Genomic DNA, 13,373 nt, shown 5'->3' on the forward strand with positions numbered 1-13,373 from the left:
GCCTGACCCCATATCGTTGGGGCCAGGCCCGATTTTGCCTCTTGACAATGTCCTGCTCATATTAAAAGGAACGTCCCTAAGTGCCAACTAATCAATTGCCGTCTTCGGCAGCGATGGCAACGCCGCAGGTAGAGGACGGACAGCGAGCGACGTCCAGAGCGAACAAGTTGGCATGAAAAAGGCAAGGCATAGACCTTCTGGTCATGCCTTGCCTTTTGAATGCCAAATTGTCGCTCTGGGTGGCGCGCAGCGTCGAGCAGTTACGGCGTTTGGTAAAACGCCGTAACTTAAACGGCCTGTGCCAGCTTCTCGGCTCGCTCGGCGGCGGCAAGTGCCTCGATGACGGTGCCGAGCTGATCGCCCAGAAGGACGCCGTTGTAGGTGGAGTTGAAACCGATACGGTGATCGGTCACGCGGTCCTGGGGCTGGTTGTAAGTACGAATCTTCTCGGAACGGTTGCCGTGGCCAATCTGGCTCTGGCGCTCGGCGCCGAGCTCGGCCTGCTGCTTCTCGAGTTCCATCTCGTACAGACGGGCACGCAGCATCTGCATGCAGACCTCGCGGTTCTGGATCTGGGAACGCTGCTCCTGCGACTGCACCACGGTGTTGGTGGGCAGGTGGGTGATGCGCACGGCGGAGTAGGTGGTGTTAACGCACTGACCGCCAGGGCCGGAGGCACAGTAGGTATCGATGCGCAGGTCGGACTGGTTGATCTGAACGTCGATCTCCTCGGCCTCGGGAAGCACGGCGACGGTTGCCGTGGAGGTCTGGATGCGACCCTGGGACTCGGTCTTGGGGACGCGCTGTACGCGATGCACGCCGGACTCGAACTTCATGACGGAGTAGACGCGGTCGCCCTCAACCTTGAACTCGATGGACTTAAAGCCGCCGGCCTCGCTGGGGCTGGAGTCGAGTACGGTGGTCTTCCAGCCGCGCGACTCGCAGAAGCGCTGGTACATCTTGTACAGATCGCCGGCAAAGATGGCCGCCTCGTCGCCACCGGCGGCGGAGCGGATCTCGACGATGGTGTTCTTGTCGTCGTTGGGGTCGCTCGGGATGAGCATGTACTTAATGTCTTCCTCGAGCTGGGGAAGCTTGGCCTCGTTTTCGGAGATGTCCATCTGGAGCATCTCCTTCTCATCGGCATCGGTGGTATCGTGGAGCATCTCCTTGGCGGCCTCGATGTCATCGAGCGCGCCGATGTACTCGCGCGAGGCCGCGATGAGGTCGGACTGGTGCGCGTACTCCTTGTTGAGACGCGTGAACTCCTTAATATCGGAGGCGACGGCCGGGTCGGAGAGCTTCTTCTCGAGCTCCTCGTAGGCCTTGATGATCTTTTCGAGCTTGTCGCGCATGGCGGGACTCCTTTATATGCGTGAAGGTGAAAATCGGCAGAGTTGATGGGGCGCGCGGCGCCACTGCGGGGGTAAGCCCGGCTAGAACATGTCGATCTTCAGATACATGCGCATCCCTTCGCGTATGGGGTACATAGTTGCGGTCTAACCCATACATGATAGCGTGCGCAGGCAAACCTGCATATAACCCGCACGGATTGATTGGACGTAGCCGTTGGGGACGTTCCTTAACGACTAGTCGTTTAAGAACACCCAACGGCTAGCAAAGGGACTGTCGCTTTGTCACACTCTAGAGCGTCTGAAGCAGAGCGACGAGGAAGCGGATGCCCTGGAGGTAGGCGCGGCGGGTGATGCGCTCGTTGGTGCCGTGTACGCCGCGGTCACACTCGTCGTCATCAACCACAAAGGCCGAGAAGCGAATGCACTCAGGGCAAATGCGCTGGTAGTTGGCAGCATCGGTCGCACCGATCACGGTCGAGGGCACAATTGCCACTGGCTCGAATGATCCATTTTCCTCCGTCCCCTTTGGATCACGGAAATAGCGGGCGGCGATGGAGCGAACCGCCTCGAGGCCGGGGCCACCGATGCGCGGGGACGGCGAGGGTTCGGAGCTGCCGGGGCCTAGCTCCACTTCGACACGACCGGCAAGGTCCGCCCCGGCAACCGCCTCACGGCAGCGCGCCACAACGTCGGCCACGCTCGTGCCCTCGAGCATACGGAAGTTGATGTTGGCCCACATATCCTGCGGCATTACGTTGGCGCCGGTGCTGCCACCCTCGATCTGCGTGGGTGCGCAGGTGGTCGTCACCAGCGGATAGAGCTTCTTGCTGGCGAGGCAATCGCGGACAATGGCGCCCCCGTTGGCGGCAATTTCATCCGCCGTGTAGAGCCCCAGCTCGACGAGCTGGGCGGCAAGCAAGTCGGTCACGCGCGTCGGCCACTCGATATCGCAGATTGCGGTGATGGCACGGCTGAGCACCTCAAGCGACGTGCCGCCGTAGGGGTTGGAAGAATGTCCACCCACACTCTTTGTCTTGAGCACAATGTCGGCATAGCCCTTCTCCGCGAGGTCGGCGTGCATGAGCCAACCCTCGCCCGCGCTGTACTCGGCATCCGAAACGATGCGGTAGTCGCCCTCGTCGATCAGGAACTCGAGCTCAACACCGCGCTCCTCGAGCGCGCGGCCGATGGCGCCTGCGCCGTACTGCGTCGTCTCCTCGTCCTGGCCAAAGGCCAGGAGCAGCGTGCGCTCATGCTCCCAACCGTGCGCCAGCGCATACTCGACAGCCTCGAGAATGCCTGCGACCTGGTCCTTCATGTCGATCGCTCCACGGCCCCAGATGTAGGTGTCGTCCACGTGCCCGCTAAAGGGGTCGTGCGTCCAGTCGGCCTCGGTACCCGGCACCACGGGAACCACATCCATGTGGCCCATGAGCATAATGGGCTTGAGGTCAGGGTCGGAACCGCTAAGCGTCACCAACAGCGAATGGTCGACAAACTCGACCTCGCCCGCCGCAAACACGCGCGGCCAGGCCTGCTGCATATAGGCGCGCAGGTCGTCGAAGGGCTGCCAGTCCACCGCCTCGGCATCCATGCTCGAGACGGTCGAAAACGACAGCACGCGGCCCAGGCGTTCGCACGCGCCAGCTTCGTCCAAATCGGCAAAATCATCCTCATGCGCAAAGAAGCGCCAAACCTCGGCCATGACATCCTTTCGATTGTGATGACGAGGGCCGCCCCACCGGAGCGGCCCTGCAACGTAAGCGTTTGCGGTCGGTTATTTGTCCTCGAGATAACGCGAGAGGAACTCGCGGGTGCGCTGGTGTTTGGGATTGCCGAAGAGCTCGGCCGGTGCCGCATCCTCGAGCACCACGCCCTTGTCCATAAAGACCACGCGGTCGGACACGGTTCGGGCAAAGGCCATCTCGTGCGTGACGACGACCATGGTCATGCCGTCGGCCGCAAGCTTGCGCATGACCTCGAGCACCTCTCCCACGATCTCGGGGTCGAGTGCGGAGGTCGGCTCGTCGAACAGCATGATCTGCGGATTCATGCACAGGGCGCGCGCGATGGCCACGCGCTGCTTTTGGCCACCGGATAGGCGGCCCACGGCGGCGTGCGCGAACTTTTCGAGCCCCACGCTCGTCAGATGCTCCATCGCGACCTTCTCGGCCTCGGCCTTGCTCATCTTTTTGAGCGTGACGGGCGCGAGCGTGCAGTTGTCGAGCACATCCATGTTGTTGAACAGGTTAAAGCCCTGGAACACCATGCCGATGTCCTCACGCAGCTTGTTAATGTTGCAGCGCTCGGCCGTAAGGTCCTGGCCGTGAAACCAGATATGGCCCGCGTCCGGGGTCTCGAGCAGGTTGAGGCAGCGCAGGAAGGTCGACTTGCCCGAGCCCGAGGCGCCGATAATGGTAACGACCTCGCCGGGGTTAATGGACAGGTCGATGCCCTTAAGCACCTCGAGCGAGCCAAAGCTCTTGCGCAGGCCCTCGACGCGGATAAGCGGCTCATTGGTCTGTGCGGCGGCCGCGGTGCCGGTAGTGGCGATATCTGCCATGATGATTCTCCTCGTCTTGAGCCTAGTTGGAGCTGGGCAGCGTTGCCGGGGCCTCGGCGCCGAGCTTTTTGCCAAAGGCCTCGAGCAGGCGGCTCGCCACGAGCGTCAGGATCAGGTAGACCACGAGCGCCACGCAGTAGACCTCCATCTGGCGGTAGTACACGCCGGCGACGGTGGTGGTGGCGTACATGAGGTCGAACACGCCGATGACCGAAAGCACCGACGAATCCTTGATGTTGATGATGAGCTCGTTGGTGAGTGCGGGGATCGCGTTTTTAATACCCTGGGGGAACACGACCTTGCGCATGGCCTGCCACTGCGACAGACCCAGCGAGCGCGCCGCCTCGGCCTGGCCGGGATCGATAGACTCGATGCCGCCGCGCAGGACCTCCATCATGTAGGCGGTGGAGTTGAGCGAGATGGTGACGAGACCGGCGGTGAAGGTACTCCAAATCTGGTTGGCCTGGGCGGTCTCGAAGCCCATGCCGCGCAAAACGGTGAAGCCCGCGTAATAGATGAGCAGGCCCTGGACCATCATGGGCGTGCCGCGCACGATGGTAGAGTAGACGGTCGCAAAGCCGCGGCCGATGCTCTTAAAGAAGCGCACCAGATCGTTATCCACGCGGTCGAACGTCTGAATACGCAGGAACACAAAGAGCAGCGCCAGGAAAAAGGCGATGACGGTACCGAAGGTCGCAAGTGCGATGGTGATCTCGATGCCGCGGATAAAGAAGTCGCCGCTCTTGTAGGTCATGTAGACCAGGCTCGACAAAAAGTCGCTGGGGTTGGAGTCCGAGACAATGCTCACCTGCACCAGGTCGATAAATGACATGACGCAGCGGTCCACGAAAAAGATCGCCGCGATGGCGACCACGACGTAGCTGCCTAAGCGTGCGCCACGACGGAAACGCTCGGATGCGAACGGCGACGCCTCGCGATAGTCGTTCCAGTGCATGAGCTTGGTGACCAGCGCCGCCGCCGACACGACGAGCCAGGCCCAAAGAATTGCCCAAAGGCAATCCTGGAAGATACCGGTGGGGGCTAAGAAGCTCAGCGGTGTGGGATTGCGTTGGCTAAACGCCAGGCCGAGCGCCGCGACAACGCTCGTGCCCAGGTACACATAACGGTGGTCGGCCTTGATAAAGGAGGCCAGACGATTGATGGTTTTCATGCTGCCTCCCTATGCCGGCTGACGATCGAGGCACGCGTCCCACATTTGGTCGCGCTCCTCTTGGCTAATGCCCTTGAGTGTCTTGTCGATGAGTTTAAGCAGCTTGTCCGAGCCCTTGCGGCAGCCGACGTTTGCCGCGACCTCCTGCTTAAAGCCCTCGCCCTCGGCAAAATGGATGGGGACGATACCGGGATTTTGGGCCATATAGCCCTTCTCGTTCTCGGTGTTGTAGGTCACGGCATCGCACGTGCCCTGCAGCAGGTTCGAGAACACCGTGGGGACCGAATCGACCGGGTTCTTGTGGACAACGCCCGGGATCTCGTCGATGACGGTATCGAGCATGGTGTCCTTTTGGCCGAGCACCGTGGCACCGCTAAAGTCGCTGAGCTTGGTGGCGTTTTGGTAGGGGGAGCCCTCTTTTACGAACAGGCCAAAGTAGCCAATGAAGTACGGGTCGGAGAAGCCGACCGACTCCTCGCGCTCGGGCGTGGCGCTCATACCGGCGATGATGAGGTCGATCTGGCCGTTGTTGAGCGAATCGATAAGGCCCGAGAAGCTCTGCTTGACGGCAACGGGCTCGCCACCGAGGGCCTTGCAGACGATCTTGGCGATCTGCACGTCGTAGCCATCGGCATAGGCGCCCTGCACGTTGTCGATGGGGATGGTGTACTCACTGGCTTCGGAAACCTGCCAGTTGTACGGGGCGTAGGCCGCCTCCATGCCAATGCGGATCTTGTCCTTGCCGATCACGGAATCGGACAGGTCGTCGCGACCGCCGCCCGTCGTGGGCTGAACCACCTTGAGCGTGGACGGGCGCTGACAGCCGGCGAGCGCGCCGGCAACGACGGTAGCACTCGCGGCGAGAGCGCTACCCAAAAAGATGCGACGACTGCATACCGGCTGTGGATGCGCGTCGCGTTGATGGGGAGAATGCATAATCTGCCTTCCCTGTTGAATCGTATGCTAACGACGTAACAGGATACCGCTCAGCGCGACCTCCTGTAGATGCATATATACAAGTTTACGAACTGAAAACGATTGGCAGTCGTTGGGGACGTTCTTAAACGACCGGTCAAACAAGAACGTCCCCAACGACTAGGCATGAAAAAGGCAAGGCATAGACCTTCTGGTCATGCCTTACCTTTTGAATGACAAATTGTCGCTCTGGGCGGCGCGCAGCGTCGACCGGCCCGCCGTTCGTTAGAACGGCGGAACCTCTAGAGCAGTGTAACGCTAAAGCTGCGAACATCCGTCTCGCCGGGAGCCAGCGTAATGGTGTTGACCTTGTGCTCAAAGACGTCGTCCTCGGTGTCCATGGTGGTATGACCGGTCCAGGGCTCGAGTGCCACAAACGGAGCGTCGTTGGCGGCAGACCACACGCCAATGTACTTAAAGCCCTCAAAGTCGATCTTGACGCCGTGGCCCGACTTGCGGCCGCGCAGCGTGAGCGTGGAGCCCGGAGTATCGGTAAACATGATGGCATCGTTATCGAAGCTGCGGTGCGTGATGGGCAGCACGTCCGAGTTATCGGGAGCCTTGTAGCTACCCTCGAACGTCATAAGACCGTCGGGCGTGATGATGGGAGCCTCGTTCGTCCAAGCCTCGGTAAAAGCCAGCTCGTAATCCTCGAATGCCTCGTCCTCGGCACCGGGAGCCGGTACGTTAAACGCGGGGTGGCCGCCCACCGAGAACGGCAGGTCCACGTCGCCGGTGTTCGTAACGGCAAAGGTCTGGGTAAGCGTGGCGTCACCAGTCAGGGCATAGGTCATGTTGAGCTTAAAGTGGAACGGAAAGGCCTTGAGCGACTCGGGCGTATCGGTGATCTCGTACGTTACCGAGGAGCCGTCCTCCGAAACCTCAGCCAGCTTGTGCTCGACGATGCGCGCGAGTCCGTGGCGCGGCATCTCGCAGGTGCCGGCCGCAGACGTTGCCGTGTTGTTGCGCAGCGAACCCACAATGGGGAACAGGATGGGCGCATGCTTGCCCCAAAAGGCGGGGTCGCCCTGCCACAGATACTCGTTGCCGTTGAGAGCAAGGCTCGCGAGCTGGGCACCCATGGAATCGATGGCCGCGGTGAGGCCGCCGCGCTTGATGGTAGTGACGGTAGACATGCTACTTCCTCCAAAAGTAAACAATAGTGTCGAGGGCTATTGTCCCACTCTTGGCGGCGAGACGGCAGGCGATTATTGAGTAGCCATAGCGGAATGAGCGGCGAGCGCCTACTGGGTATCCACGTAAAGATCAAACCCGCCCTGCGGCGTGGTGTCGACCGTATCGGGCGCCTGTGAGTTAAAGCTCACGGGGACCATGCGCTTTGAGGCGCGGAAACGCGTGCCGTCGGTGGCGACGGGCGGTTCATCGACGGTGAGCTCGTAGTCGCCGGGCTTAAGTTCGATGCCGTCACCAGCGGAATTGACGTATTGATACTCGTCAATCGCCTGCCCTTTGAGCGTGCGCCCCACGATGTGGATGAGCATTTGGCTGTCGCCGCGCGCGGTGTCCCACGTCGCGCCGTCCTTGATCTCGACCGACACATGTACCGAGCGCGTGCGGCTGAGCGATTGCTCGACAGACATCTCGACCTTGGCGGCATCTTTGCGCTGTTGCTCCACATGGCTCCAGACATTTCCGATCGCCGAGCAAGCGATGACGCCGGCCATGAAGGCGATAAGGATGGGGCCGAGCGGCGAGCGGCGGCCCGCGTCTTCCTCGCGAGCCAAGTCGGGACGATGCGTGGGCGCGGGCGCCTGAGCGCCCTGCGAGGGCACGTCGAGAATGCTGAAGGATGCCGTGCTGTCGGGGTCGATAGTGTGACGCGGCTGCGGGGTCTTTGCCGGCGAGATGGACATGTCGGCTGGCTCACCCAGTGTGGCCGTGGCATCGGCCTTAGCCTCGTCTGCCTCAGCTTGGGCCCAAGCTTGTTCGAAGGTCAAGGGCTCGACAGGGTCGAGGGCGGCGTCCGAGTCGGCGGCGACGACGGTGCCGGTCTCGTCCTCGTCGCTCGACACGTCACGCGGCGTGGGCTCGTCCCACTCCTCGTCCGGAGCCTCACCCTCGCTATACCACCATTCAAAGTTATCGATATCCATACGGGGCGCCCCTTAGGCCTCGCAAATAAACACTTGTTAGCCTTATACCCCCAGACGACACCGAAGTTCACCCGCGCCGGACACAAAAACCGTCACAACATTCGACGCTTTTCCTCGATTTCGAGGTTTTCGCCGAATGTTGTGATGGTTTGGGCGACTGGCCGGCAGCGCAATGTGACAAAGGGACTGCCCCTTCGTCACATTCTGTTAGAGTTGCAGGGATTGAATCCCGCTTATTCATGCGACATTGGAGTGACAACCTTGACCGCCGCAACCACGCCTAAAAGTAAGTCAACCGCCGCCGCGCTCTCCCCCGCGCGCACCAAGCTCTGCCTGGCGCTGCTCGTGCTGTTGGGATTCTCGCTCGGCTGCTCCGAGTTCGTGGTCATCGGCATCGAAAGTGACTTGGCAACGGAACTCGGCGTATCGCTTGCCACCGCAGGCCAACTTATTAGCGTGTTCGCACTGGTCTACGCTATCGCGACGCCGGTGCTCGCGCTCAGCACGGGGCGTTTTCGCCGCTATCAGCTGCTCGTGTGCTATAGCATCGTCTTTGTGCTCGGCAACCTGGTCATGGCGCTGGCACCCAACTTTCAAGTGCTGTTCGCCTCGCGCATCATCTTGGGCTCCGTCTCGGGCGCACTGCTCGCCGTGGGCGTGACGTATATCCCCGAGCTGCTGTCCCCGCAGCAGACCTCACTCGCCATCTCGGTGGTGTACGGCGCGTTTTCCGTGGCAATGGTCTTTGTCACTTCGATCGGCAAGTTTGTGGCCGACACGCTCGACTGGCACGTGGCCATGTACGGCACGCTGACCTTTGCCGTTCTGATCTGCGGAGCGCTCGTGGCGTTTATGCCGCGCGCTGGGCAAACCGACGAGCCCGCCACCTTTCGCGAGCAGGCGGGTCTGCTGCGCGAGCCGAGCATCGTCACCGGCATGCTCATCTTTTTGTTTGGCGTGGGGTCGGTCTACGTTTTCTATGGCTACGTGACGCCTTATCTTGAGCAGGTGCTGGGCATGGGCACGGTCGAAGCCAGTACCACGCTCATGGCCTACGGCGTGTTCTGTCTGATCTCGAACATCCTGGGCGGATGGATCGATGCGCGCTTTGGCATGAAGGCGCTACTCGTGACGTTTGTGCTGCAGGCTGCAGCGTTACTCGGACTGTTTGCTGTGGGCAGCACCATGCCGCTCGCGCTGGTCTTTGTCTTTAGCTTGGCGCTGCTCATGTACCTGTTCTCGGTCTCGTGCATCACACACTTTATGGACGTGGCACGCAGCCGCCACCCCAAGTCGATGGTGCTCGCAAGCTCGGTAGAACCCATGGCGTTTAATGTCGGCATTTCGTTTGGCACCGCGGTGGGCGGTGCCGTGGTAAGCGGAGCTGGCATTGCATATGTAGGCGCAGTGGGTGCCGCGTTCTCGCTTGTGGCCTGGGTGCTTACGCTGGTGACGATTAAGTTGGCTCGCTGGGAACGCAGGCGGGCGAGGGCGTAGGCGTAGATGCGATACTCGAGCTCGATGATGGCGATCGAAAGGAAACCGCATATGCAACGTGTACTGTTTATCTGCTATGGAAACATCTGCCGCTCGACGATGGCCGAGTCGGTGTTTACCGAGCTCGTGCGCCGCGCTGGGCGCGAGGCGGAGTTTGCCATCGATTCCGCGGCGACCTCGACCGAGGAGATCGGCAACCCGCCACACCACGGTACCGTTGCCAAGCTACGCGAGGTCGGGATTCCCGTCGTCGCACATCGCGCACGTCAGGTGCGTCGCGCGGAGTATGGCGACTGGGACCGCATTGTCTATATGGACGACGAGAACGCCCGCGCCCTGTACCGAATTTTTGGGAAGGACCCCGATGGCAAGATCTCGCGCCTGCTCGATTGGACCGATCGCCCCGGCGACGTGGCCGACCCCTGGTACACCGGCAATTTCGACGCCACCTACCGCGATGTACTCGCCGGTTGCACCGCCATGCTCGAGCAGCTGTAGGCGCTCGGGCGGCGCGGGCACACGGGCCACGCCATCGGCATAAAACGAGCGTGGATTTTCTCCCACTTTGAGCGTTCGAGTGCGCTCTAAACGGGAGAAAATCCACGCTCGTTATCTCGGTGGGAGAAAATCCACACTCATGAATGTGACAAAGGGACTGTCCCTTTGTCACATCCGGGACTGGCCCTAGACCGGCTTGACCTCCAGCTTTATCCCCTCGGCACAGGAGTCGCCCAAAACATCCGTAAGGGCCCAAGTCGCATATAGCGGCAAATAGAGAACCGCTCCGTTGCGCTCAACGTTGCCTCTCGAGAAAACAATCCCGAGCCTTACGCCATATTCAGCCGTATCAAGCACATGACCGAGCGCAGCGTGCGCGTGGTAATAGGAGCCCGATTTAACCTCGATCGGAACAGCCGTCCCATCCGGTCCATCGACCACAAAGTCCACTTCACCGCGCTTTTTTGTCTGATAGTAGTAAAGCTGGCGATTTTGGGCAGCCAGCTGCTGGGCCACCACGTTTTCGTAAATGCCGCCCAGATTGGGCTCCTTGCTATCAAGATACGCCGCTTGGGCGACTCCAACGGGGTAGCGCGCCATCAACATGCCCGTATCCGATTGGTATAGCTTGAACTGCGATGGCCGTGTCGTCTTGAGCAGGGGCGACTTTGGCTCGGTTACGATATCGGCTTTGAGAGCAACGCCGGCATCGACAAGCCAGACAAAATCTCGCTGGTACTTCTCATAATGCGCCTTGGGGTCAATGGAATTGAGCACGAAACGCTTGTGTTCGCCCTCAAGCATAATGGGGAGCTGATCGTAGATGCTCTGCACCTGAAGGGCACGCCCGCTTGCATACTTGGAAATATCCCGTCGGTACTGTTCGTTGAGCTCGGACTGTAGCTGACGAACAGAGGCAAGGTCGCCCTGCGTGTCAAGGAAACGCTGCACGACCTCCGGCATTCCGCCGACAACGGTATAGGTCCTGAAGTTTGCCATCATCGCGTCATGAATGTAACCAGGAATGGGCTTCTCGCTGATACACGCGTCGCGTATCGTTTGGCGAGCCCCCTCGCTCACCCCGGTTGCCCAGCAAAACTCCTCAAAATCGAGCGGGAACATCCTAAGCTCGTGGACATACCCCACGGGATAGGACCTGACACCCTTGAACTGGGTCCCAAGCATTGACCCCGAAAACGCCCAGCGGCACCTCCCGTCCTCAACAAGGAACTTTGCCATCGTCATGATGTCGGGGGCCTCTTGGACCTCATCGATAAACACGAGCGTTTTGCCTGGCGCTATCGGCTTTCCCGAAAGAAGCGTCACCCTGCTGATGAAATCATCGGCATCTCGCGCCTCGAGAAGAGCATCTTTTGCCTGGCGATTTTCCATGAGGTTGAGTTCGATGTAGGTTGCGTGGTTGGCTTTGCCAAACGCGCGAATCGAATAGCTTTTGCCGATCTGGCGAGAACCCGTGATGAATAAGGCCTTTTGCTCGGCAGACTTCAGCCAACGCTCCAGCTCTGCCGCTATTTTCCTGTGCAGCATAGGCTCTCCCCTCAGTGTCATCAAATGAAATGCAAAGTTCTATGCGCTTGATTATCGATGAAATGTAGGATTTTTAGAACCTAAAATCGGATGAAATGCAGAGATTTAGGATTATAAGCAGAAAGAAGGGGCAGCCCCGGCGAATGTGACAAAGGGACTGTCCCTTTGTCACATTGCGCTCGACTACTCGTCGACGATCTCGGCAAGCCAGACGTTCAGCGTATCGACCTCGGGGCAGCAGAACTTTGCCGTACCGGGCTCGTTGCCAGGCACGGTTCCGCCATAGCGCAGGATATCGATATAGGGAAAGCCCACATGGCAGGCCATGGCACACATCTTGCCGCGGTCTCGGTCGAAGTCGAAGACGTCACCCGGCTTGTGCCCGTGATGGCAGCGGCATGTGCCCAGCTGGTCCACGCAGCTAATGCGAATACGTGGGCGCCTGCCGCGCGGGGCACCGAGCGGCTTGTTCTCGCCCGCCGCCTCGGTGCTGCTCTCGTCGGCGTTACTCATGGTCAATCACATCCAGGCAGGCCTCGATGGGAAGGCCGGCGGACTTATCCTCCTGGTCGGCATTGCGCTCGATGAGCTCCGCTACCACACGCATGGCATCGCTCGTCGCGCGCTGCAGGCTCCAACCGGCCATAACGCGGCCGATAAGCACCGCCGAGAACGTGTCGCCCGTGCCCGGAAAGTAGACCGGAATCAGCTCGAAGGGAATCGTGAAGTACTCCCCCGCCACATGGTCGTAACCGATGACGACATTCGCACCGTCGACCACAGCGCTCGTAATGACCACCGACTTGGCGCCCAGGACACGCACGGCATCCACAAGAGCGCGGCCCTCATCGGGCGTGATTTGCTCGGCAATGGGCGTATCGGTGAGCAGGCAGGCCTCGGTGTAGTTTGGCACCGCATAGTCGGCGCACTCGAGCAGGCTGCGCATGAGACCGATCGTGGACTCGGGCACGCCGGCATAGAGCTTGCCGTTGTCGCCCATGATGGGGTCGACGAACACCTTGGTGCCCTTTTGCGCGCGACGGTGGCAGAAATCCGAAATGATGCGCGTCTCTTCCTCGGTCACGATAAAGCCGGTGGAGATGGCGTCGAACTCAAAGCCGAGCTCCTCCCAAATGGCGAGGCTCTGGCGCACGTACTCGGTGGTGTCATGGATGTAGAACTTGGGATAGTTGAGCGTATCGGACACCAGCGCCGTCGGCAGGTTATGGATACGGTAGCCCATGTGCGACAGCACCGGCAGCATTGCAGAAAGCGCGACCTTGCCGTAGCCGCACATATCGTTAATCAGCAGCAGCTGAGTGTTCTTCATGAGTGTCCCCCTTAGTTCGGGCGCGGCGCAGCAGCGCCACAGTGCGACTAAGTGTAGCGCAGGGGACGTTACGAGCGAAGTCGGGCAGCGCGAAGGGCAAATTGTTGCGGAAAGGTTACGGAAAGAAGGAAGCTAGTCGTTTAAGAACGTCCCCAATGACTACTCATAACAACGCCGATGTTTTGGCAGCGACAGCGAGCGGGTCGCATTTGTGACAAGGTGACGTGAAATCAGAACCACCCTTAAAAAGGGTGGTTTGCTCTTAGGGTATAACCCACGGGCCCCGGGCTCGCGTCTAAAGGCGCGGGCCCGGACTTCGTCC

The 13,373-nt window shown here is 60.3% G+C and carries 12 protein-coding genes; 2 read left to right on the plus strand and 10 right to left on the minus strand.

Annotated features, from left to right (window positions below; all coding sequences use genetic code 11):
• Positions 1-287: 287 nt before the first annotated feature.
• The 7 genes from prfA to I2D57_RS09225 all read right to left on the minus strand — a co-directional run bounded on the left by prfA (position 288) and on the right by I2D57_RS09225 (position 8,178).
• A complete protein-coding gene (gene prfA / locus I2D57_RS09195) occupies positions 288-1,355 on the minus strand; it encodes a peptide chain release factor 1 (RefSeq protein ID WP_055252487.1) in 1,068 nt (355 codons plus the stop codon).
• 289 nt (positions 1,356-1,644) lie between these two features.
• Complete coding sequence (locus tag I2D57_RS09200) at positions 1,645-3,060, minus strand: M20/M25/M40 family metallo-hydrolase (RefSeq protein WP_195362260.1); 1,416 nt, start codon at positions 3,058-3,060, stop codon at positions 1,645-1,647.
• Between the two features lie 72 nt (positions 3,061-3,132).
• Positions 3,133-3,918, minus strand: coding sequence for an amino acid ABC transporter ATP-binding protein (locus tag I2D57_RS09205; RefSeq protein ID WP_195362261.1), 786 nt, complete (start codon positions 3,916-3,918; stop codon positions 3,133-3,135).
• A gap of 22 nt (positions 3,919-3,940) precedes the next feature.
• Positions 3,941-5,089, minus strand: coding sequence for an amino acid ABC transporter permease (locus I2D57_RS09210; RefSeq protein ID WP_195362262.1), 1,149 nt, complete (start codon positions 5,087-5,089; stop codon positions 3,941-3,943).
• A gap of 9 nt (positions 5,090-5,098) precedes the next feature.
• Complete coding sequence (locus tag I2D57_RS09215; RefSeq protein WP_195362263.1) at positions 5,099-6,025, minus strand: transporter substrate-binding domain-containing protein; 927 nt, start codon at positions 6,023-6,025, stop codon at positions 5,099-5,101.
• Between the two features lie 281 nt (positions 6,026-6,306).
• Positions 6,307-7,200, minus strand: coding sequence for an aldose 1-epimerase family protein (locus tag I2D57_RS09220; protein ID WP_195362264.1), 894 nt, complete (start codon positions 7,198-7,200; stop codon positions 6,307-6,309).
• Positions 7,201-7,308: 108 nt separating this feature from the next.
• Positions 7,309-8,178, minus strand: coding sequence for a hypothetical protein (locus I2D57_RS09225; protein WP_195362265.1), 870 nt, complete (start codon positions 8,176-8,178; stop codon positions 7,309-7,311).
• A 252-nt stretch (positions 8,179-8,430) separates the two neighbouring features.
• On the opposite strand from I2D57_RS09225, the gene I2D57_RS09230 reads away from it, so the two are divergent.
• Positions 8,431-9,675: an MFS transporter gene (locus tag I2D57_RS09230; protein WP_324249224.1), complete on the plus strand. Its 1,245-nt coding sequence runs from the start codon at positions 8,431-8,433 to the stop codon at positions 9,673-9,675.
• A 51-nt stretch (positions 9,676-9,726) separates the two neighbouring features.
• Positions 9,727-10,173: a low molecular weight protein-tyrosine-phosphatase gene (locus I2D57_RS09235; protein ID WP_195362266.1), complete on the plus strand. Its 447-nt coding sequence runs from the start codon at positions 9,727-9,729 to the stop codon at positions 10,171-10,173.
• Positions 10,174-10,359: 186 nt separating this feature from the next.
• On the opposite strand, the gene I2D57_RS09240 is transcribed toward I2D57_RS09235, so the two are convergent.
• The 3 genes from I2D57_RS09240 to I2D57_RS09250 form a co-directional block, all read right to left on the minus strand.
• Positions 10,360-11,721, minus strand: coding sequence for an ATP-binding protein (locus I2D57_RS09240; RefSeq protein ID WP_195362267.1), 1,362 nt, complete (start codon positions 11,719-11,721; stop codon positions 10,360-10,362).
• Between the two features lie 183 nt (positions 11,722-11,904).
• Positions 11,905-12,234, minus strand: a complete 330-nt coding sequence (locus I2D57_RS09245) for a TIGR04076 family protein (RefSeq protein ID WP_226812458.1) — start codon at positions 12,232-12,234, stop codon at positions 11,905-11,907.
• A complete protein-coding gene (locus I2D57_RS09250; protein ID WP_195362268.1) occupies positions 12,227-13,051 on the minus strand; it encodes a PfkB family carbohydrate kinase in 825 nt (274 codons plus the stop codon). The genes I2D57_RS09245 and I2D57_RS09250 overlap by 8 nt, the downstream gene beginning before the upstream one ends.
• Positions 13,052-13,373 lie beyond the last annotated feature (322 nt).

Source organism: Collinsella aerofaciens, assembly GCF_015553355.1.
Classification (GTDB): Bacteria; Actinomycetota; Coriobacteriia; order Coriobacteriales; family Coriobacteriaceae; genus Collinsella; species Collinsella aerofaciens_V.

Excerpts from the sequence above, each read along its gene's own strand:
- prfA (WP_055252487.1), bottom strand. The coding sequence starts at position 1,355 with ATGCGCGACAAGCTCGAAAAGATCATCAAGGCCTACGAGGAGCTCGAG.
- I2D57_RS09200 (WP_195362260.1), bottom strand. The coding sequence starts at position 3,060 with ATGGCCGAGGTTTGGCGCTTCTTTGCGCATGAGGATGATTTTGCCGAT.
- I2D57_RS09205 (WP_195362261.1), bottom strand. The coding sequence starts at position 3,918 with ATGGCAGATATCGCCACTACCGGCACCGCGGCCGCCGCACAGACCAAT.
- I2D57_RS09210 (WP_195362262.1), bottom strand. The coding sequence starts at position 5,089 with ATGAAAACCATCAATCGTCTGGCCTCCTTTATCAAGGCCGACCACCGT.
- I2D57_RS09215 (WP_195362263.1), bottom strand. The coding sequence starts at position 6,025 with ATGCATTCTCCCCATCAACGCGACGCGCATCCACAGCCGGTATGCAGT.
- I2D57_RS09220 (WP_195362264.1), bottom strand. The coding sequence starts at position 7,200 with ATGTCTACCGTCACTACCATCAAGCGCGGCGGCCTCACCGCGGCCATC.
- I2D57_RS09225 (WP_195362265.1), bottom strand. The coding sequence starts at position 8,178 with ATGGATATCGATAACTTTGAATGGTGGTATAGCGAGGGTGAGGCTCCG.
- I2D57_RS09235 (WP_195362266.1), top strand. The coding sequence starts at position 9,727 with ATGCAACGTGTACTGTTTATCTGCTATGGAAACATCTGCCGCTCGACG.
- I2D57_RS09240 (WP_195362267.1), bottom strand. The coding sequence starts at position 11,721 with ATGCTGCACAGGAAAATAGCGGCAGAGCTGGAGCGTTGGCTGAAGTCT.
- I2D57_RS09245 (WP_226812458.1), bottom strand. The coding sequence starts at position 12,234 with ATGAGTAACGCCGACGAGAGCAGCACCGAGGCGGCGGGCGAGAACAAG.
- I2D57_RS09250 (WP_195362268.1), bottom strand. The coding sequence starts at position 13,051 with ATGAAGAACACTCAGCTGCTGCTGATTAACGATATGTGCGGCTACGGC.